Source organism: Clostridium polynesiense (genome assembly GCF_000820705.1).
Classification (GTDB): Bacteria; Bacillota; Clostridia; order Clostridiales; family Clostridiaceae; genus Clostridium_AA; species Clostridium_AA polynesiense.
The window spans coordinates 1-22461 of record NZ_CCXI01000139.1 but is presented as its reverse complement, the minus strand read 5'-3'; the positions used below and the strand labels follow the sequence as shown (position 1 = coordinate 22461).

Genomic DNA, 22461 nt, shown 5'->3' with positions numbered 1-22461 from the left:
TTNTTTTTTTTTTGTACCCCTTTAAAAAATCATAAATTTCCGTATTAATTAGTAAATATAGATGAAAAGGAAGAAGGATGTTATGAAAAGGCTGATTATTTTATCGTTAATTATTTTTAGTTTTATGTTGTCTGGGTGCGGCAGTATCAGCAGAGCAGACAGCGGAACCGACACAAGAGTAGGGAAAACAGAAGCATCTTCTGAAGAAAGCTTTAAAGAAACATCAAAGGTTTTTCAAAATCAGGAGGATTTAAAGGATGCCGACAGTAATAAAACTCCTAATCAGCCTTTAAAGCCTGTTTCCGTAAAAGAATTAAATCAAAAGGAAAGGCTGGAGATTCATAACAAGCTGAATTCGCTTTTAAAAAGTATAGAGGATTCTTTACAATCCATTGAAGAGGTTAAAGACATAGACCTAAATACAATAAATAATTAGTAGGAGGATTTTTTATGAAAACCAGAAAGATTGCAGCTCTTATACTGTCAGCAGTATTATTAATTCCAACAGCAGCATATGCTAAGGGCAATCCTAATAAGGGAGAGCCTAAGGCTACTAATGCTGTAGTTCAGCAAAAGAAAGAGGACAAAAAGGAAGTAAAGAAAGAGTCAAAAGGCACTGAGCAGAAGGAAAAAAATGCTGAGAAAAGAGACGAGAAAAAAGAACAAATAGCTGAATTTAAGAATCAAATGAGAGAAAAGCATGAAGTAATGAAAAAGATTAAAGAAGAGACAAGGGAGCTTAAAAAAGAAATTCAGGAAAAGAAGACTAGATTAAAGAAGGCTATAGAAGAGATTAAAGAAGGAGATAAAGTACTTACTGAGGACGCACTAAAAGATTTGCTTTCTAAGGTAGAGAGCTTTAAAGCTAAAAGTGAAAAAGTTAAAGAAGCTTCAGAGGTAAATAAAGAAGTAGAGGAAACTCAGCAAAAGGTAAACAAAAAAGACTTTAACAATGCCATTTCCTCGTTGGACAAGGTTATAGCTAAGCTTCAGGAAAGATTGGATGCTCTTAAAGCCTTAAATACAGAAATAGATGAAGCTTTAAAATTAGTAGAAGCCTATAAATAATTATCCTTCCCTTAGAGGATATATAAGTAAGAAAAAAGAAATCTCCGCGGAAATATATAATTTATTTCTGCGGAGGTTTCTTTTTTAAAAGTTTTTTTAACCCATTAGTTTTATTTTGGATTATTTTTACTGCCTGCAGGGTTATTTTTGTCGTTATTTTTATTTTCTGAGGAGGGGTTGTTTCCAGGAGTATTTATGGAAGCATCGGGAGAATTGGGATTTACCCCTTTTTCCTTTTTGTTGTTTTTGTTCTTAGAATTATTATTATTATTATTATTATTATTATTATTATTGCCGCTGCTTCCCCTATCTTTATCTGGAGAACTACCATTTTTTTTGGAATTTTCCTTATAACCTTCAGTTTTTTCTTTATCTTTGTCGGAGGAGGAATTTACACCATTACTGCTGTTACTTTTATTTTCACCGTTTTGTGAAGGGGATGAGATAGTTTCTTTATTATTTTCCTTATCCTCTTTATAAATAGTAGTGTTAATTTTATTTTTATCTAAATAGCTTTCAAACTCATTGGTAGAAATTTTTTTCTTTGGAAGCTTAGATAATATTTTTATGGAAATAACAGCTTTATTAGAATCTGCATCAGTTATAAAATCAGATTTCTTTGCGGTTTCAAAAAGTAAAGTAAGAGCTTCATCAGTATTTTTATTTTTAATTTTAATGCTTTCAAGGAGTGATTTTCCCTTTTCATTAAGAGGTATAGCTTTAATTACTTTATTGAAGTGATTTATTTTAATCTTCACTGATGGGATCATATCAACTTCAATGGCTGCTGCTTCAGTATAGTAACCAAAAGAGGTAATACCGGATATTAGAACTATAAAAGCCACCATGGCGGCAATTATTCTTCTGGATATGCCTGTACTTTTTGCTGCTTTTCCTGTATATGTTTCTCCAATTTTAGGGGGGGTTTTTCCTATAATAACCTTAACAAACTCTCCACTCTCTGTAAGTATAAAAGCTGCATTATTTTCTATTTTCAGTACCATTCCTGTTTTAATCATGGCTTTCACCTACTTTTATATTGAGGTATGATTTTATGTATGGATAATTGCTGCTGCTTAATATTAAGATTAAAACTAAAAGATATCTTCTCCACTTGTCAAAAAATTTTCTGTTATGGCCCGTAAGTAAAATCATTTCTTTAATAGGAAGGGTTTTTCTAACCCTTATATAATTTATTATAGCTTTCTCCTTAGAGCATACAAATGCTGCATTTAATAAGACATTTCTGGTATCGGCATGGGAGGGTGAGGACTTTACTAAATCCTCCATACTGAGCCTGTATTCAGCAAGCTCTTTTGAAAATACAGAGATTTCATAAGCTCTCTGAAGGTTTTCCTGATATTTATTAAATTCTACCATAGAGCTTTTATAATCTACATAATCAAAATTTTCATCTTCCTTATCAAATATCAGATAGGGAATATGTTGAGATCTTCTAAAAAAGTCTATTAAGGAGTTTTTTATAAGTACCTTTGCATAGGAAGGAAAAGCTCCTTTACCCTCATCATAACTGTCGCAGGCATTATTGAAGGAGATCAATGCTATGCTCAGCTCATCATCATTTTTCCAATCTAATTTTCTTTTGCATATACTGCAGGCAATATTATATATAAACCCTTTGTTTTCTTCTATGAAATTATCTCTGTTAGTTTGCAGAAGAGGGCTTTGCTCCATGTAATCACCTCTTTATTATTATTACGCAGGCAGCTGAATATTTAGCAGGGTAGTGTATACATCTTTATTTTTTAATTCTTATATTAATTATTTCGTTGTTTATAAGCAAAATGTTAATTAGTTGTTGACATATTAATTTTTAGATTGTATTATTGTATTAAGCGATTAGTACAATAATACAATTAAGAGTGGTGGTGATAACTTGAAGTGGGATTTAAAGTCTGACAGACCGATATATATACAATTAGTAGAGCAGATTAAAATGAGAATTATTTCCGGAGCATATAAACCTGGTGATAAGCTTCCTTCTGTAAGGGATTTTGCTCAGGAGGCTGAAGTGAATCCAAACACTATGCAGAAGGCGTTAACGGAGCTTGAGCAAAAGGGACTTGTATATACCCAGCGTACAAGCGGAAGATTTATTACGGAGGACGAAGAGATGATTAAAAGGATAAAAAATGAGTTAGCTGTAGAGCAGACAACGGATTTTTTAAAAAGAATGAAGGAATTAGGCTTTGATAAAGAAGAAATTCTTACCCTTATGAGGGATGTTATAAAGGAGTTGAAATAAATGTCTTCAGTACTGGAGTGCAAAAATCTTACAAAAAACTATTCTAAAAAACATGCTCTTAAAAATGTTAATTTAAAAGTAGAGCAGGGAAGGATTGTAGGTCTTCTTGGACCTAACGGAAGCGGTAAAACCACTTTAATAAAGCTGGCTAATAATCTTCTCACCCCCAATGAAGGAGAGATTTTAATAAATGGATTGAAGCCGGGACTGGAAACAAAAAAAGTGGTGTCCTATCTTCCAGAGAGGACCTATTTAAATGAATGGATGAAAGTTAGCGAGATAATAAACTTTTTTAAGGATTTTTATAGTGATTTTAACGAGAAAAAAGCTTATGAAATGTTGGAAAGATTAAATATAAATCCAAAGGATAAACTAAGGAGTATGTCCAAGGGAACTAAGGAAAAGGTACAGCTTATACTTGTAATGAGCAGGGAGGCGGACTTATACCTGTTAGACGAGCCTATCGGCGGTGTGGATCCTGCAGCCAGGGATTATATATTAAACACTATAATCAGTAATTACAATGAAAAGGCCTCTGTGGTTATTTCCACCCATCTTATTTCAGATATTGAGAAGATACTGGATGATGTTATATTTATTTCTCAAGGAGAAGTAATTTTATCTGCATCCGTTGATGAAATCAGGGAAGAACAGGGAAAATCTGTGGATGCATTATTCAGGGAGGTGTTTAAATGTTAGGAAAACTTTTAAAATATGAGATTAAGGCTACGGCAAGAAATATACTTCCTTTATATGGAGCTTTAATTCTGCTGGCATTAATTAATAAGATATTTATAGGGAGAGAAATATCAGCGGGATACAACATTTATCCTGTAGGAATAAGTATAGTCTTATATGGAGTTATAATGGTAGCAATGTTTATTACTACATTTATAGTGATGATACTAAGATTTTACAAAAACCTGCTTTCCGATGAAGGTTATTTAATGTTTACCCTTCCTGTAAAGACCTGGCATAATATAACAGCAAAGCTTATAACCTCAATTATGTGGATTGTGTTAGGTATGATTATTACTTTTGCAACTTTAATTTTCTTAGCCTTTAATAAGGACTCAATAATGCTGTTTAATTATAGAGTAGCATCAATTATCAGAGACATAAATGGTAGCTTGGGTATAAAGGGATATATGCATATATTGAGTCTCATGCTGATAGGAATTACTCAGTTAGCCTCAGGAATACTCATGCTATATGCAGCTATGTCCATAGGTCATTTGTTCAAAAGCCAAAGAGTTTTAGCATCCTTTGGAGCTGTTATAGTATTAGATTTATTATCTAAGTTTATAGGTGGAACCGGTATATTCACCGTAGCTTTTTCCATGAATAATTTTCATGTTACTAACGCACTTACGACTGAAAGCATCATAAGTAAATATATTTTATGGATTCCTGTAATTATCAATATACTCTTTTCTGCAGCTTACTTTATATTGACAAATTATATACTTTCAAAGCGTTTGAATTTGGAATAATATTACAAGTGCCAGGCACCTGACAAGTGACAAATTAATTTGTCAGGTGCCTGGCAGCTTTCATTTTCTTAAATATGATATAATTTTATATAATATTAATTTGTAAGTAACCGGAGGAATGAAATGAAAACACTGAGCTGTTGGATAATATATAATGGTAATCTTCTTCAGGAAAAGTTTTTACATCATGTGAGATGGCTTCAAAAGGAAGCGAAAAAGAGAGGTATAGAAGCTGAGATAATAAAAAATACAGAGCTTCTAGCAACCTTTGAAAATGGAGAGGCGGTAATTAAAGGTAAATATGCCGGTTCCCTGCCGGACTTTGTGATTTTTTGGGATAAGGATGTAAGACTTGCAGCTCATCTAGAAAACTGCGGGTTAAGAGTTTTTAATTCCTCTAGGTCTATTGCGGTTTCCGATGATAAGACTCTTACCTATGAACTTTTATCAAATAAAGGAATTCCCATGGCTAAAACCATAATAGCACCCTTTGTTTATGGAAATATGAAGGCGAAGGACATAGAATTTTATAACTATGTAGAAGAGGAGCTTGGATATCCTATGATAATAAAGGAAGCCTTTGGTTCCTTTGGTGCTCAGGTATATATGGTGAGTGATAGGGAAGAACTCATTTTAAGGATTAAAGAGATAGGATCGAAACCTTATTTATTCCAACAGTATATCAAATCCAGCCATGGAAGAGATATAAGGCTTAATGTTGTGGGAGATAAGGTGGTGGCTTCAATGCTGAGAAGGTCCTCAGGAGATTTCAGGGCTAATATCAGCGCAGGTGGAACTATGGAGGCTTACAGTCCTACGGACAAAGAAAAGGAATTGGCAGTTAAATGCACAAAGCTTATAGGTGCAGACTTTGCTGGAGTAGACTTGCTTTTTGATGAAAACGAGGAGCCTATATTATGTGAAATAAATTCCAATGCCCACATGAAAAATATTTATGACTGTACAGGAGTGGATGTTGCAGAGTACATCCTGGACTATATTATAAATAAATTGGAGGACGAAAATGAGTAGCATAGGGTGGCTTTTATACAATAAAGAGGATTTAAACAGGAACAGAGAGTTTGTAAACTGGTTTCTTGAGGAGGCTAAAGAGCTTAAGATAAATCTTAAGCTTATTGTTAAAGAGGACTTAAGCTTTGGAGTGAAAGATAATATGCTTAGTTTGACTTATAAAGATGAATCCATTAACCCTCCGGTATTTGCAGTGGTAAGGAATATTGACAGCCTTTTAAGCACACAATTAGAACTTATGGGAACCAAGGTGTTCAATAACTCCTCCATATCTTTTATATGCAATAATAAAGCAAGAACTCATCAGTATCTGGCAGGAATGGGTATACCTATGATGGATACTTACTTTTTTAAAAAGAGAGAACTTATAAACTCAGGCTTTACGGAATTTTATCCTGCAGTGGTAAAGGCAGCAGGAGGAAGAGGAGGCAGTGAGGTATTTAAGGTGTTCGATGAAAAGGAGCTTATAGGGGTATTAAACAAGATAAATGATGAAAATGTAGTGGTTCAAAGGCTCTGCAGTAATCCCGGAAAGGATCTCAGGGTTTTTGTAGTGGGAAATAAAATAATTGCTGCAATATTAAGATATTCAGATAAAAGCTTTAAAGCAAACTTTTCTTTAGGCGGCAAGGCCAGGCTGTATGAGCTTAATGAAAAAGAAAAGGAACTAATACATAAGATTATAAACAAATTTAATACAGGCTTTGCAGGTATAGATTTTATTTTTGATAAAGATAATAATCTTATTTTCAATGAGATAGAAGATGTGGTAGGAAGCAGAACCTTAAGTGCAAATTCAGATATAAATATAGTGAGGATTTATCTTGAATTTATAAAAGATGAAATTGTCAGGTTCCAGTCACCTGACAAAAATAAAAAAACTGTCAGGTGACTGGAACCTGACAGTTTTTTGTTAAAAAATTATATTATTTTGCTTCATTTTCTTCCTGTGTTTTTGCTTCTTTAAAGGAAACCCAACCTCGCTTTGAACAGTATTTTATGAAGGTTATAAGCCTTCTTAGCTCGTCATCAGGGTTGGAACTGCCTTTGCTCATTTCTTTATAAATGTCATATATGCTTCTGTTCCCGTCTATAAGGCACCAGACTTTAGAGCAAAGCTCGTCGAAATCCAACTGGGTTTTAGGAGATTTTTTTACAAGCCATCCTGCAAATATCCTTACAGGATCCTTAACGGTGAAATGCAGTATAACCTTGTTATCTACTAATTCCCATTTATCGTGCTTTATAACCGGTACATATAATGCAAAATTATATTTATCATTGGTAGAATTTAATTTTGACAATTAAGACACTCCTTTATCCTTTGTGGAGGAATAGAAGTAAATCCATATTCCAAGAAGGATGAACGCAGCAAAGGCAACTAAACTGCTTTCTGCTATTTTAGGGAACCATTTAGTGCCTAAGGCTATATCGACATTTAAGGTTGCAAAGACAGCTATGATTATACCAATAAGAGCATCTCCAGCCACCAGACCTGAGGCCAAAAGAGTTCCTTTTTCTATAGATTGGTTCTTTCTTTCTTCATTCTTTGCAAATTTCTTTTCAACCAATACTCTTATAATACCACCTACTAGTATAGCAGCATTTAAGTTTATTGGAAGGTAAATACCTAAAGCAACAGGAAGTATGGAGATACCTGCTAAGGCACAGAATACAGCTATAGATGCACCTATAATAACCAAGGTCCAAGGAAGCTGAGCTGTCATTATTCCTTCAACAATAAGCTTCATTAAAGATGCTTGAGGAGCTGCAACCTCTGTTCCGCCAATTCCATATGCTTTATCCAGCATGATAACAACATAACCGGCAACTACTGATGCTACTGATAATGCTGCAAACATACCGATTTGAACATTTCTTGGGTTACCCCCTATTATATAGGTGGTTTTTAAGCTTTGAGCTGTTCCACCGGCAACAGCTATAGCAACGCATACAACTCCGCCTACTAAAAATGCCTTCATCATACCCTGATCTCCGCCAACACCGGTTACCTTTAACAATGAGGTAACGAAAAGGAGTGTTGCAATGGTCATACCTGAAACAGGGTTATTGGAAGCTCCGATTATACCAACCATTCTTGCAGAAACCACGGAGAAGAAGAAACTGAATATTACAGCGGCAATAGCTCCTGCAAGAGTTCCGCCTATAGCAGGGAACAGCCATGTAGCTGCAAATCCGAAGGCAGCTGCACCTATTACCCAGATCAAAGGAGCTTCAACATTTATTCTGTCTATATCTCCTGTGGCTTTGCTTCCTATACCGGACATGGCCTGCCTAAAGCTCCTGATAATTGTAGGAAGTGATCTTGCAAGAGAGATAAATCCTCCCATAGCAACGGCACCGGCACCTATATATCTAATATAGCTGCCCCAGATTTCTTTTGCTGCCATTTCAGATATAAGCTTAGTTGATGGGAATAAAGGTTCAGCAAGACCGGCTCCAAGGAATTTTATCAATGGTATCAATGCAAACCAGGCAATTAAAGAACCGCCGAACATTAAAGCAGAAGCCTGGGTACCAACTATAAAACCAACTCCAAGGAGGGAAGCTAAAGCATCTACTCCTATCATGGTTCCTTGATATCTTGTTATGGTATAAGTAGCAGATTCTGACCAGATCATAAGGCCTCCGGATAAGAATTTATAAGCTCCTCCAACTCCAAGACCTGTTAACACGGTTTTAAAGGCGCTTCCGCCCTCTGTTCCTGTAACCAGAACCTCAGCTGCAGCCATTGCTTCCGGATAAACCAATGTACCATGTTCCTCAACGATGAGGAATCTTCTAAGGGGAGTTATGAAAAATACTCCCATAATGCCGCCGACTATAGTAACTATAGCTACCTGTAATATGGATAATCCAAATCCGGAAAGTATTAGTGCTGGAAGAATAAATATGATTCCTCCGGCGATAGATTCACCCATAGCAGACAGGGAGGCTATCATATTAGCTTCCAGTATATTGTTTCTTCTGAATATACCTCTTAAAAGACCAGTAGCCAATATAGCTCCAGGTATACCAGCGGATATTGTAAGACCTACTTTAAGCCCCAAATATGTGTTGGCAGCAGCAAATATGCAGGCGAAAATTATACCTATAATTATGGAATAACCTGTGGTTTCAGGCATAACTTCGCTGGTGGGAATAAAAGGAACGTAATCCTCTCCTTTTATTCCTCCATAAGCAGTGGCAGAAAGTCCTTTTTTGTTTTCACTCATGGGTATATACCCCTCTCCTTAATATAATTAGGATCTTTGATTTGTTTTATCAATTATTAGTAAGCGGTATATTGCAAGATAGATAGAGATTATTTTAAATTTTTTAATAGAGCAACCAGGAAGTCCCAGGTTCTGGCTACAGAGGAAATACTCATATGCTCGCTTGGAGTATGAACATTATAAAGATTTGGACCAAAGCTTATCATATCTGCCTCCGGAAGCTTTTCTTTAAGCAATCCGCATTCTAATCCTGCATGAATAGCTTGTATTTCAGGTTCTTTCCCGTAAAGCTTAGAATAAGTTTCTACAGCTGCTTTTCTAACCTTTGAGTCTGATTCATACTGCCACTCAGGGTAGTCAGAAAACATCTGTACGGTTCCGCTGCAAAGGTCAGCAATGGCTCTAATTCTTACCATGATTTCAAATTTAAGGCTTTTCACAGAACTTCTAATAGCATGAGTAAATTGAACCTTACCATTAAGCTCTTCTAAAACCCCTAAATTCAAGCTGCTTACCACAAGCCCTTCAATTTCCTTGCTCATAGTCTGTACTCCATCAGGTACGGTTACCATATAGCTGATTATATTTTCTGTAGATTTCTTAGTCATTATTTTATCAGCTTTAGAAGAAGCAACCTGTATCTTGATATCAGGATCTTCAACGCTGTATTCATTTCTGAAGGCATCAGCCATAATATTAACTGTTTCATTCAGCTTAGTATAATCTTCTGATAAGATGGCTATGTGAGCTTCAGCTTCTCTGGATATAGCATTATGCTTTGATCCTCCGGATAAAGAAACCAGTCTTAAATCACATTCCTCGCTAAGCTTATATAAAAGTCTTCCTAAAAGCTTAACGGAATTTGCTCTTTGTTTTATGATTTCTATTCCAGAGTGACCGCCTTTAAGTCCTGTTATGGATATTTTAAAGGCTTCTCCCTGATACTTTTCATAATCAGGTTGAAAGCTTACTGTAGAAGTAATTCCACCAGCACAGCTAACCAGGAAAATACCTTCTTCTTCCGCATCGATGTTAATTAATGTCTTCCCTGTTAATGAAGAAGCATCAAGGTTTGCAGCACCATCCATGCCTGTTTCTTCGTTAGTTGTTACCAACAATTCTATTGGGGGATGAGGAATATCGCTGGAATCTAAAAGTGCTAAACCGTAAGCAACTGCTATTCCGTCATCTCCGCCGAGAGTGGTATCTGTTGCATAAACATAATCATCTATCACTCTGAGCTTAAGAGGATCATTTAAAAAGTTATGATTGCTTTCAGTTGCTTTTTCCCCAACCATGTCCATATGACCCTGAATAATTACTGCAGATGATTTTTCATAACCGCTGGTACCTGGTTTTTTTATGATTACATTTAAGGCTTCATCCTGATGCACCTCAAGGTTTCTATCCTTTGCAAACCTTACCAGCCAGTCGCTTATCATCTTTTCATTCCCTGATGTTCTAGGGATATTAGACATTTCTTCGAAGAAATGAAATACTTTTCCCGGTTGTAAATCCTTTAATACAGCCATTTAACAAATCTCCTTTCTATTTTGAACTGCTAGACAAAAAATTGATAAAAATACGTTTTTTGTAATTAAGTAAACAATTACATCAACATTATACCAATATATGTGGACAGATTCAATAAATTGTGTTTTCATATTAACTAATATTTAGATAAATTTCAATAAAAAAGCACATAAAATACATACTAGCTAATCCTCACTCGTTCCAGCTTGAATTTTCTAAAAATTAGTAATATTTCACCATAATATACAAAGATTTTTACCCGTACGTGAAATAGTATTCCCCAAAATTTTAGATTAATTTATTTCGATTTAATTTTATGTTAATTTTGACATAATTTTGCCTCAATTAATGGTTATTATAATATTAAAGAATATAAGATAAGTGCAATTTTAAATGTACTTAAATAAGTAAGGAGTGTTAGTATGAAAAAGGTTTTGTTAGCAGCTTTAGGAATTACTATAGCATTGGGAGCAGGAGCAACAGCTTATGCTTCCACAGATAATGCATCCCAGCCTCAAAGATTGGAGCTGGGAAGAAAAATATCTTTAAATAGATGGGAAATGAGAAATGCAGTATTAGAAAGACTTGGTATAACCCAAGAGGATTTCACTCAGGGAAAAGAAGCAGGAAAATCATTGCTTGAAATTGCAAAGGATAAGGGAATAGAGGAAGATGCATTCAAAAAAATGATGCTGGAGGAAAAATCGAAGCTTATTGACAAGGCTGTAGAGGAAGGAAAAATCACTAAGGAGGAAGCAGATAATTATAAAGAAAATTTAAAGGATAATATAAGCAGCTGTAATGGCCAATTTCGCAGACAAAATTCGCCTAAAGGTACTAATGAATCCGGAAGAAGAATGGGCAGCGACATGAGAAATGGATCAGGAAAGGGTCATGGCAGATGGGGCAATGACATTAAGTAACAAACTATTTGTTTTTAAAGATAAAATGCACGCTGAAATTTTGCTGAATTTACTGATACGGGAAAGAACATTATAACTTAACTGGTGACAGGGGTCTGAATAGCTGTAAAACCAATAGCTATTCAGACCTTTATTGTTGTCCTATATAAAAAGGTCTATAATATAATTAAATTATGGTTATAAGGTGGGGAGATGCTGAATGATAAATTTAATTTACAAAAATACTTTAGATCAATGTACCAACTGCTTAATACATAGTATGAAACTCACAGATACCTATAATAAGACTTTAAAAAGGAAAACCTATCTATTTTCTTTACTGCTTATTATGGGTGCTTTATATTCAGGTTTTTCTTTTATTCAGTTTTACAGCAATAAGAGTATAATAAAGCCGTCATTAGCACTAGCTTCAGCAGTTTATATAATTTTAGCTGTGATAGTTTTTATTTATTTTCCTAAAATAGATGAATGGATTAACAGAAGACATTTAAAAAAGCATTTATCAAAGGCTGAAGATAAGTTTAATGAAGAGATAGAGATAACTGCAGATGACAAGGAAATAAGAATGAAAAGACCGAATTTTTCTCAGGTTTTTTTACATAATCAGATAATAGATGTTTCAAAAGTAGAGGATTGTATATGCGTGAGTTTAGAAGGAAATTCAGTTATTATAGTTCCTATGAACGCTTTTAAGTCTAAAAAAGAGAAAAATGATTTTATAGAGTTAATGAAAAGAAAATAGATAAAATAAAATTACTGCAGAATATAAAACTGCAGTAATTTTATTTATATAAAGACGAATATATAGATTTTATATTAAATAATATATAGATTCTATGTTAATATGTAGTAATTATTTTTTGAAATTAGCTATACGCTTAATAACCTCGCTAAATTACCTGAAACACAAAAAATTTCAGATAATAGGATTCGTCGGAATTCCATAGTATTGGATGGTCTGCTGACTGTGTTCTGAATTCTACCTGTCTAAGCTGTCTCTTTGCATCCTTGGCAGCATCGGCTATTATGTTTCGAAGGAGCTCCTCCTTCATATAATGAGAGCAGGAGCAGGTGACTAAATATCCCCCTGACTTTACCATTTTTAAGCCTCTGAGGTTTATTTCTTTATATCCTCTTTTTGCCCCTAAAATAGTGTCTCTGGATTTTGTAAAAGCAGGAGGATCAAGTATTACCACGTCAAATTGTCTGCCTTCCTTTGACCACTGTGGAAGCACATCAAAGGCATTATGACACTGGAACTTTACTGTATTAGAAAGACCGTTCAATTCAGCATTTTTTGTGGCTACATCTACGGCGTGCTGGGAAACATCAATGCCCAGAACACTTTTAGCACCGGCTATTCCGGCATTTAACGCAAAGGAGCCTGTATGGGTAAAGCAGTCAAGGACCTCTTTTCCTCTGCATATCCTGTGAATTGCTTTTCTGTTTTCCTTTTGATCCAGAAAGAATCCGGTTTTTTGACCGTTTTCTAAATCTACTATATATTTAACTCCATTTTCAACTATCTGTATCATTGTATCGAAGGGTTCTGTAAGAAAGCCTTTTTTCTGCTCCAAACCCTCCAATTCTCTGGTAATATATCGCTTCTTTCATAGATACCTCTGGCTCCGTATTCTGATTTTAATAGCTCAACTATTATATCCCTGTATCTATCCATGCCAAGTGTGGAAATTTGGATAACATAATAATCCTCGTATTTATCTACAGTAAGGCCAGGAAGAAAATCCGCTTCACCAAATATAAATCTGCAGCTGGAGGTGTCGATTACGTCTTTTCTATAATTCCAGGCATCTTCAAAGCGGCTTTTAAAAAACTCATGGTTTATTTCTTCATCAATGTTTTTGGTTAAGAGTCTGATAGCAATTTTAGAAGCATCATTAATATAACCCTTTCCAAGGAACTCTTCCTTTGCACTATATACCTCCACCACATCACCGTTTTTATATTCGCCATCATAGGCATCTATCTCATCTGTATAAATCCAGGGGTGACCCTGTTTTGCTTTTTTTCCTTTTCCGCTGTTTAAATAAAATCTGCAGGACATAAAATCCTCTCCTTCGTACGTGAAAATCCTCTTAAGATTATATCACAAAAGATTGAAAATAGAACAAAAAATATGGTGCCAGGCACCTGACAAGTGACAAAAAAGCTTTTAAATTACATAATTATATGGTAATATCTTATAGTAGTTGCTAAAATATTACATAATATGCAAATTTACTAAATAGATAAAGGCAAATTTATCGAAAGATAGAGACGCAAAGCCACGGGCCTAACGAGAAATCTATGGCAGCCGGGCTACCTAAGTTTGTTTGTAATTAGAGATTTTTAAGTTAAAACTCAGATTATGTTTATATAATTTCGTGGTAAATTTTACCTAATGATTGTAAACCTTATCTCCTTTTAGGATTATATATCTATAATTAAAATAAAAAATAGGTGTCCTCTCTGAAATAAATCTCTTTTATCTATGATCTATTTAAGAGGAGGGGATTTTAATGAAGAAAAAAGTAATGGTTAGAGCTATAAGTATGCTCTTAATTTTTACTTTTTTATTTAGTTCTGCTGAAAGATCAATAGCACATGCAGTAGAAACTATTTCCAACCTGCCTGAAAAGGGGAGTTTTTATGGCAAGGATATTAACAAAGAAAGTAAAAAGACAGACACTGTTGAGGTGAAAGAGGAAAAAGCTTCTAAACCGCTGAAAAAGCCTCAGGCTTTAAATCAGAAAATCAATGAAAAATACAGCAGTGGTAAAGAGAAAAAGGAAAAAAGAACAGAAAACAGCAAAACCTATTCTGTAGATTCAAAAACTGAAGTGAAGGAAATATATTTTGATAAGGTTCATTATAAGGATGAAAAAGGAATACTTCAGGAGGTGAACAATACCCTTAAGGAAGGCAGTAAAGGTGATACCTACGAAAATACCTCTAATGACTATAAGGTGAGTTTGCCAAAAAATATTACAAAGGACAGAGGAATTACTCTGACAAAAGGCAAAGCAGTGTTATCCTTGATACCGGATGAAGGTGACTTCAAAAGAAGCGCTGTCAGCGGAAATGCAGTGTTATATAATGATGTATTTCAGGGAATAGATTATCAGTACACAGTAAACGGAGATAATTTAAAGGAAGATATTATACTGAATTATTACGGAAATAAAAATATCTTCACCTATAAAATAGAAACAAAAGGAATAACCCTGAAAGAAGAACATAATACCATAAGAGCCTACGAGGCAGGCAAAGAAACTCCTGTCTTTATAATAAGCGCTCCTATAATGACGGATGCTTCAGGGGAGCAGAGTACAGATATAAAGATAAAATTAGATAAAAAGTTAATTGGTAAAGACATCATAACAGTAACTGCAAATGAGGAATGGTTAAAGGAGGCTAAAAGAGCCTACCCTGTAAAAATAGATCCTGCAGTGGATATTCCAAGCTCTGAGGTTCAGATAGCCTGCGTTGAGAGTGACGAGCCTACCACAAATACCTTAAATAACGGTTATACCTTTATAGGATTTGATGATGGAAGTTTAAGCGGTGACAGACAAAACTTAGACGGGCATCATAAGACCAGGACCTATGCCAAGTTTCCTGTGAGTATACCAAAAGAGTCGGTGGTAAAATCTGCGGAATTCTCTTTATACAGATATACTAACAGAGGAAATGGAAAACAGAGAGAAATTCAAATTTCTGCTGTGGATAACAATTATAATATTTCCAGAGTTACCTGGAACAATCAGCCTTCCTTTTCACAGTATGCAGTTAAAAACATAGCAGGAGAAAAGAATCAATATGTTAATTTTGATATAAAGAATATAGTCAATGACTGGGTTAATGGAGCTATAGACAATAACGGCATAGTATTAAGATACTTATACGAAGATGAAACAGGAGAAGCTTATGTGGGAGGCTCAAAAAATTCCTATTATAATGGAAGCAACGGACCTAAAGTATCTATAACCTATGAGCTTGTAGACGGCGTTGATACAACTATGCCTCTTGGTACTCCTAATATAAATTTAAGGCCTATAGTTGAACATGACACAAATGGAGAGCAGGTTTTTCATGGACTTATAGCTGATGGATTGATTAAGCCCGGAGCTAATATAAAGTATTCTTTAGAGTCAGGAAGCTCTGACTTCAGCGGAAGCTTACAGGGAGCTTATACTTTTAAGTATCCTGACGGTTCAGTATATTCAAGTTTATTTCCCACTGCCTATGTTTATAAAGGCAAAGATAGTAACTGGCAGACGGATAAAGTTCTGGCTCCAAAGAAAAATGAATTATACAGGATAAAAGCCGTTGCTGAATCAGAGGGCCAGACTTCTGCAGAAGGTTACAGCGATTATTTTCAGATATATGAGATACAAGCTAAGGATACTGTACCCTACATAGCTAATTTCTATGGAATACCTACATCTACTATAATGATAGATAATAGAATGCAGGATAAGTTGTTAGTTGAGGGAAACACTTTGTTTATAAGAAATCCCGTTAAAAACAGGGGGAAGGTTTATACTCCTGGACCCCTTACAGATGCTAAAAAGAGAGAGATTGATTCGGATCTCATGGGAAGAAATAAGCATTGTATTTACGGCTTTGAGCCCATAAATCTGCTTACCGGTAACTTCTTTTATGAAGCATTAGATGCTTCAGTACCTGAATATAACGGCGATTTTGGCATAATGAGGATGTATAACGCAAAGGCTGAGCACCATGACGGCTACTTTGGAGTGAAATGGGACTTTAACTTTAATAAGTCGCTGTCAGCCCTAAAGGACGGTACCATAATATTTAATGAGGGAGATGGCAGTGCAACATACTACAGAAAAGATCAAAAGGGTTCATACTCAGGCCCAGTAGGTGAAAAGCTTCAGCTTACCGTAGTTAACGATGATGCCAGAAAGAACATCGGTTTTGAAATAAGCGACGGAGTAGTAAAGTATACCTTTAACAAGCTTGGACTTTTAGTTTCAGAAAGTGATTCAAAGGGTAATACTACTACACTTACTTATAATGATGAATATAAATTAACAGGAATAGAAACCCCCTCAGGTAAGGTGTTTGGGATTACTTTGTCTGAGGAAGGAAGAATAAGTCAGATAACCCTTCCTAATCAGGCTGCTTTAAAATACGGCTATGATGAAACTGGAAATCTAACCTCTTATACCGATGCTGATGGGAATGTTACAAAATATTATTATGACACAAAGTCAAGAATGACATACTTTATAGACCCAAAAGGCAGCAGGGTTGTTTATAACACCTATGACGATAATGACAGGGTTACAGCACAGGAGGATGCCCTTGGTAAAAGGGTTAATTTAAATTATTTTGATGGGTATAGCGAAGCCGTAGATGCTAACGGTAACAAGACTACTTACTATTATGATTCCAAATTTAGAATAGTAAAGACTGTAAGAGCCGACGGAAAAACGGAAGAAAAAACATATGACGATAGAAATAATGTAAAAACTTCAAAGGATGCTTTAGGGAATGTCACAACCTTTGAATATGACAGCAGAGGCAATAAGACAAAGGAAATAAGGTTTGACGGTAAAGCAAAAAGCTTCAGCTATGATGATAAAGACAATATAACAGAGGTAACAGACTTTAACGGTAATAAAACTAATATGAACTATGACAGCAAAGGTAATGTGATTAAGGTTACAAAGCCGGATAAGACTACCTTTGAGTATATCTATAATGACAAGAATCAAATAATAGAAGCAGTGGATTCGTTAAAGCAAACCTATAAATATACCTATTCCGGTCCTAATGTATCAAAGGTTGTTGACCCTAAGGGTAATGATTATAAGTATTACTATAATGCTATGGGTAAAGTGATTACCATAGAAGACCCCTTAGGTAAAAACACAAGGATTTCCTATACCGCTAAAGGTCAGGAGCTTACCAATACTCTTCCTGACGGCAGCATAACAGAATACGGTTATGATAAAAACGGCAATAATATATCTATTACAGACCCTAACAAGAATGTAACTAAATTGGAATACGACAGTTTAGGCAGGGCGGTAAAGGTGATAGATGCCCTTGGCAATATAACCTCCTACAGCTATGACGGAAATGGAAATAAGATAGAGGAAACAGATGCCAGAGGATATAAAATAAAGTATCAATACGACAATTTAAACAGATTAGTAAAGGTAACTGATGAAGAGCAGGGTGAAACTGTATACGAAAGAGATGCTCTTGGAAATGTTATTTCTGTTACGGACCCTAAGGGAAATAAGTCAACCTATGCATATAATCATTCAGTCAATGAGATAGAAAAGATTACGGGAGTTAAAGGTCAGACTATTATTCATGAATATGACAATGAAGGAAATATAGTAAAGCTTACTCTTCCCGATGGAAATGTGAAAAAGTATAAATATGATAACTTGTACAGACTTATAGAGCTTACAGATATCAACGGAGTGGTAACCAAAACAACTTATGACGGGTTAGGAAGGATTACAGGGATAAAGGACAGCCAAAAGGGAGAATACAGCTATGAATATGATAGTAATGGAAATCTTGTTAAAACTACAGATCCTTTAGGCTATTCGGTAAGCTACACCTATAACGAACAAAATGCATTAACTTCCGTTACAAATGAAGAAGGAAAGATTACTGCCTACAGCTATACCGACACAGGAGAGGTTAAGGAAATAATCGATCCATTAGGGAATAAAAAATCCTTTGACTATGATGCTGCAGGAAACCTCACTGCGGAGATTTCTCCAAATGGAGGAAAGAAGCTTTACAGATATGACTCTTTAAACAGACTGAAATCTGAAGAGGATTCTTTAAAGAATATAACAAGCTTTATGTACGATAAAACAGGAAATCTTGCAAAGGTGATAGATGCTCTTGGGAAAGAAACTGCTTATGAATATAGCGGAAGAAGCCTTCAGAGGAAGGTGAAGGATGCACTGGGTAATATCCTGGAAATGAAATATGACAAAAACGGCAATATGATCGAAATGGTTTATCCTAGTGGGGATGTCCTTTCCATGGAATATGACAGTGAAGACAGAGTTATTTCAGTAAAGGATGCTGCTGGTATTCACAAAACCTATGAATATGACAAGCTGGGAAGACTTATAAAGCAAGAGGATAATGCAGGAAACAGATTGGTTAATAAGTATGACAGCTACGGAAGGCTTATTGAGCAGTTTGATATACTGGGGAGAACTGTAAAGTACAGCTACGATCTTTCAGGAAACATAATATCTAAAACAGATATAGACGGCAATATAACAAACTATGAATACGACAAGAGAAACAGACTCATAAAAGCTGTAAATCCGGAAGGAAAGATCACCACCATAAAATACAATGGACTTAACAATGTTATAGAAAAGATGGAAGAAGGCTATAAAAAATATACCTATGAATATGATGCGTCAGGAAAACTCATTAAGGCTTTAGATCCTTTAAGCCATATTACAAGTTATGATTATGACAAAAACGGTAATCTAACACAGCTTACAGATGCAAAGGGGAATTCCAAGAAATATGAATATGACACTTTAAACAGACTGAAAGCTTTTATAGACGAAAGAGGAAGCAAAACCTCCTTTGCCTATGACAAAAGAGGAAGTCTTATAAAGGTAACAGACCCAATGGAAAATGTAACCCAATATAAGTATGATGCCTTAAACAGACTTGAAATGAAGGTAGATGCTTTAGGTTTTGATACCAGGTATGAATATGACAGCTTGGATAATCTCATTGCCTTGATAGATGCAAAGGGGAATAAGACTGTCTATGAATACAACAAGCACGGATTAAATACAAGGATTACCGATGCCTTAAAGGGTGTAACAGAATATCAATACGACTTAAATGACAGGCTTACAGCAAAAATAAATCCCATGGGAGAAAAGTACAGCTATAGCTATGACAGTGTCCACAGAATAACCTCTATAACTGACCCCGAAAGCTACAGCAAAAGCTTTACCTATGACAGTCTTGGAAACTTAAAGAAGGAAGCAGACTCAGAGGGAAGAACAAGAAGCTTTTCTTACGACAAGATGCACAGACTTTTAAGCGAAACAAATGCCGCAGGTCATGTGACTTCATATAAATATAACAGTAAGGGTAATTTAAGCTCTGTAGCAGAAGCTAACGGAAATACCACCTTATATGAGTATGATGCTCTAGACAGGGTAAACAAAACCGTAGACCCTGAAGGAAAGCTTACAAAATTTGAATATGATGCTCTTGGAAACATCACTAAAGTAATAAGGCCAGGAGAAAGAGCGGAGAAGTATGATTATGACAGTACAAATAATCTCATAAAGATAACAAATCCTTTAGGAGAAACAGAGGAGTATACCTATAATAAGAATAATCTGATAGAAAGCATAAGCAATTCCTTAGGAAGTAAAACTATTTACAAATATAATGCACTGAATCTTATTTCAGAAATCAGAAATCCTGTAGGGGGAATAACCAGATACAGCTATGATAAAAATCAGAATCTGGAATCTAAAGCCGATGGAAACAATAATAAGACAGAATATGCCTACGACGAGCTTAACAGGCTTGTAAAGGTTAAAAATGCTCTGGGAGAAGAAACGAAGTACGGTTACGATCCTTCAAGCAATTTGATTTCAATGGTAAACGGAAACGGACAGGAGACAAAATACAGCTACGATAAGCTTGGCAGAATGACCTCCCTTACAAATCCTCTGGGACAGAAGGAAAGCTACAGCTATAATCCGGTAGGTACTCTGTCAAGCCATGTAAAGCCGGATGGATATAAGATAAATTACAACTATGACATACTGGACAGGCTTGTTGCAAAGGAGTATAGGAATGAAAAAGATGAAGTACAGGAGGAAAAGTCAGTAAGCTACAAGTATGATATAAGCGGCAATCGTACTGATATGAAAGGAGAAGAAGGAGAATCCAACTACAGCCATGACAGGGTAGGAAGATTGACTTCTTATAGTGCTCCCACGGGAGAAGAGGTTAAATATGAGTACGATGGATTGGGAAGAAAATCCAAGGTAATTTATCCCGATGGAAAATATGTTAACTACAATTATGATTCCTTAGACAGAATAACCTACGTAGAAAACTGGAAGGGGGAGAAAACCTACTACAGTTACGATAAAGCTGGAAGAAGAAAGGATGCTCTCCTTCCAAACGGAACAAAGGTCCTTTACAGCTATGATGAAGCGGATAGAATGATAAAGCTTGAAAATCTCAATAAAGATAACAAGTTATTATCCAGCTTCCAGTATGAATACGATGGAGCAGGAAACATAGTAAAGGAAAATTCAGTATATATAGATGATGACTATGATGATGAAGAAGATGACAACAAGCATAAAGGAAAATATGAAGACGAAGAAGATGATGAAGATGATGAAGATGATGAAAATGAAGACGAAGATGAAGATGATGAAGATGATGACAACGATGATGATGAAGACGATGACGATGATGATGAAGACGATGACGATGATGAAGAAGAGGATGAATATGAGTACTTTTCAAGAACCTATAGCTACAACGGTGCCAATGAAATAATAGGCTTTACAGAGGAGCATAGGGAGGATCACGGTAAGATTGAAAGCAGAAGCTATAAATACAGCTATGATAAAGCCGGCAACAGGATAGCGGTGGAAGTAAATGAAGATAACATACTAAAGTTTATAAAATATACCTATAATGCAGGAGACGAGCTCATAAGCGAAAGCTTTGAAGATCACCTTACAAAATATGAGTATGACAAAAACGGAAACAGAATAAGAAAAATCAAACCTGGACACAAGGTAGAATACTTTGAATATGACCTTGAAAATAGGCTTGTTCAAATAACAACACCTAAGGGAGAAGCCTTGACCTTCGGCTATGACAGTGATGGCAGCAGATTATTCTCCACCTATGGATTATATTATAAGCCTCAGCCGGAGGTGGATGACGATGATCCGGAGGAGGAATCAAAGCCTGGAGAAACAAAGCCGCCGGGAGAGTCAAAACCACCAGAAGGCACAAAACCAGAGAAGCCTAAACCACCTGCAGAATCGAAGCCTGGTGAATCAAAGCCTTCAGAGGGAGGTAAACCTGTTGAAACAAAACCCTCAGAAGAGACTAAATCTCCGGAACAGTCTAAACCTCAGGAAGGATTAAAACCGGTAGAGGTGAAACCGGATAAACAGGAATCTAAAACAGAAAATAATAATCCTGTATCGGTGGCTCAAAATACTGCACCGGAATCTAATCAGCAGACGGAAAACACCGGTGAAGAAGCAGTAAATACAGAAGGAAGCACTGATGAATCAGAAGAACGTATAGAATCCGGCAGTATAAATGAAGAATCAAAGGATAATAAGGCTGTACAAGAGTCTAAAGAGGAATCCGGCTTTGTAAAAGCAGTAAAGAACATAGGAAAAGCCATAGCAGAAGGTATAAAGACAATAATAGTTAAAATCGGAGAAGTATTTAAAAGTATAGGAAAAAGTATATCAGATTTTTTTGCGGGACTATTTAGAGGTATATCAGTTAATGCAAAAGAAGGCTACATGGCATTAAAAAACTTTATGGATAAAGACAACAACGGAAATGACAAGGATAATGGAAATCATAAAGGCTGGGATAAGCATAAGGACAAAGACAAAGATAAGGATAATGGTAACGGCAAGGGAAAAGACAAAGGCAACAGCGGAAACAACGGTAAACATTTGGGCTGGTATAAACGAGCTGACCATCCAAAGAACCCCGGAGGCCAGAATCCTGTAGACAATATATCCACATATGAGATAATAAATTATGTAAATGATGTTTCTCTGGAAAATGCTCAGGTATTAATGACCTCAGATAAAAACGGAAACTACAGTCAGGCTTATACCTACGGATTAGAT

15 protein-coding genes, 1 pseudogene and 1 riboswitch are annotated in these 22461 nt (G+C 35.6%); of the genes and pseudogenes, 10 read left to right on the top strand and 6 right to left on the bottom strand.

What is annotated here, in order from left to right; translation table 11 throughout:
- Positions 1-82: 82 nt before the first annotated feature.
- Positions 83-436 carry a hypothetical protein gene (locus TA89_RS13935; RefSeq protein ID WP_040214245.1) on the top strand — a complete coding sequence of 118 codons (354 nt, stop codon included), beginning with the start codon at positions 83-85 and terminating at the stop codon, positions 434-436.
- A gap of 14 nt (positions 437-450) precedes the next feature.
- Positions 451-1068 (top strand): kinetochore Spc7 family protein, encoded by a 618-nt coding sequence (locus tag TA89_RS13930; RefSeq protein WP_040214243.1) that lies wholly within the window; start codon positions 451-453, stop codon positions 1066-1068.
- A 110-nt stretch (positions 1069-1178) separates the two neighbouring features.
- Here TA89_RS13930 and TA89_RS13925 read toward each other — a convergent pair whose 3' ends face one another.
- Positions 1179-2087, bottom strand: coding sequence for an anti-sigma-I factor RsgI family protein (locus TA89_RS13925; protein ID WP_040214241.1), 909 nt, complete (start codon positions 2085-2087; stop codon positions 1179-1181).
- The gene (locus tag TA89_RS13920) at positions 2080-2763 is read right to left on the bottom strand and encodes a sigma factor (protein WP_040214240.1); all 684 of its coding nucleotides are present in this window, start codon (positions 2761-2763) and stop codon (positions 2080-2082) included. Before TA89_RS13920 ends, TA89_RS13925 begins: the two co-directional genes overlap by 8 nt.
- Positions 2764-2965: 202 nt before the next feature.
- Between TA89_RS13920 and TA89_RS13915 the strand changes: the two genes are divergently transcribed.
- From TA89_RS13915 to TA89_RS13895, 5 genes are all read left to right on the top strand, one after another.
- Complete coding sequence (locus TA89_RS13915; RefSeq protein ID WP_040214239.1) at positions 2966-3334, top strand: GntR family transcriptional regulator; 369 nt, start codon at positions 2966-2968, stop codon at positions 3332-3334.
- Positions 3335-4033, top strand: coding sequence for an ABC transporter ATP-binding protein (locus tag TA89_RS13910; protein WP_040214237.1), 699 nt, complete (start codon positions 3335-3337; stop codon positions 4031-4033).
- Positions 4027-4827, top strand: a complete 801-nt coding sequence (locus tag TA89_RS13905) for a hypothetical protein (protein WP_040214235.1) — start codon at positions 4027-4029, stop codon at positions 4825-4827. The genes TA89_RS13910 and TA89_RS13905 overlap by 7 nt, the downstream gene beginning before the upstream one ends.
- Before the next feature lie 123 nt (positions 4828-4950).
- A complete protein-coding gene (locus tag TA89_RS13900; protein WP_040214234.1) occupies positions 4951-5859 on the top strand; it encodes an ATP-grasp domain-containing protein in 909 nt (302 codons plus the stop codon).
- Entirely contained in the window at positions 5852-6751 is a 900-nt protein-coding gene (locus TA89_RS13895) for an ATP-grasp domain-containing protein (protein ID WP_040214233.1), read from the top strand. The genes TA89_RS13900 and TA89_RS13895 overlap by 8 nt, the downstream gene beginning before the upstream one ends.
- 34 nt (positions 6752-6785) lie before the next feature.
- Here TA89_RS13895 and TA89_RS13890 read toward each other — a convergent pair whose 3' ends face one another.
- The 3 genes from TA89_RS13890 to TA89_RS13880 all read right to left on the bottom strand — a co-directional run bounded on the left by TA89_RS13890 (position 6786) and on the right by TA89_RS13880 (position 10627).
- The gene (locus tag TA89_RS13890; protein WP_040214231.1) at positions 6786-7163 is read right to left on the bottom strand and encodes a hypothetical protein; all 378 of its coding nucleotides are present in this window, start codon (positions 7161-7163) and stop codon (positions 6786-6788) included.
- Positions 7164-9095: an OPT family oligopeptide transporter gene (locus TA89_RS13885; RefSeq protein ID WP_040214227.1), complete on the bottom strand. Its 1932-nt coding sequence runs from the start codon at positions 9093-9095 to the stop codon at positions 7164-7166.
- A gap of 89 nt (positions 9096-9184) precedes the next feature.
- Complete coding sequence (locus TA89_RS13880; RefSeq protein ID WP_040214226.1) at positions 9185-10627, bottom strand: aminoacyl-histidine dipeptidase; 1443 nt, start codon at positions 10625-10627, stop codon at positions 9185-9187.
- A 423-nt stretch (positions 10628-11050) separates the two neighbouring features.
- Between TA89_RS13880 and TA89_RS13875 the strand changes: the two genes are divergently transcribed.
- Together TA89_RS13875 and TA89_RS13870 are read left to right on the top strand one after the other, a co-directional pair.
- Positions 11051-11551 (top strand): DUF2680 domain-containing protein, encoded by a 501-nt coding sequence (locus TA89_RS13875; RefSeq protein ID WP_052447517.1) that lies wholly within the window; start codon positions 11051-11053, stop codon positions 11549-11551.
- Between the two features lie 199 nt (positions 11552-11750).
- Entirely contained in the window at positions 11751-12293 is a 543-nt protein-coding gene (locus TA89_RS13870; RefSeq protein ID WP_040214225.1) for a hypothetical protein, read from the top strand.
- 148 nt (positions 12294-12441) lie between these two features.
- On the opposite strand, the pseudogene TA89_RS13865 reads toward TA89_RS13870, so the two are convergent.
- A pseudogene (locus tag TA89_RS13865) lies at positions 12442-13616 on the bottom strand (class I SAM-dependent rRNA methyltransferase).
- 179 nt (positions 13617-13795) lie between these two features.
- Positions 13796-13878: riboswitch (cyclic di-GMP riboswitch) on the top strand.
- A 192-nt stretch (positions 13879-14070) separates the two neighbouring features.
- Here TA89_RS13865 and TA89_RS18365 point away from each other — a divergent pair.
- Positions 14071-22461, top strand: an 8391-nt coding sequence (locus TA89_RS18365; RefSeq protein WP_052447516.1) for a DNRLRE domain-containing protein, incomplete at its 3' end; no start/stop codon positions are given.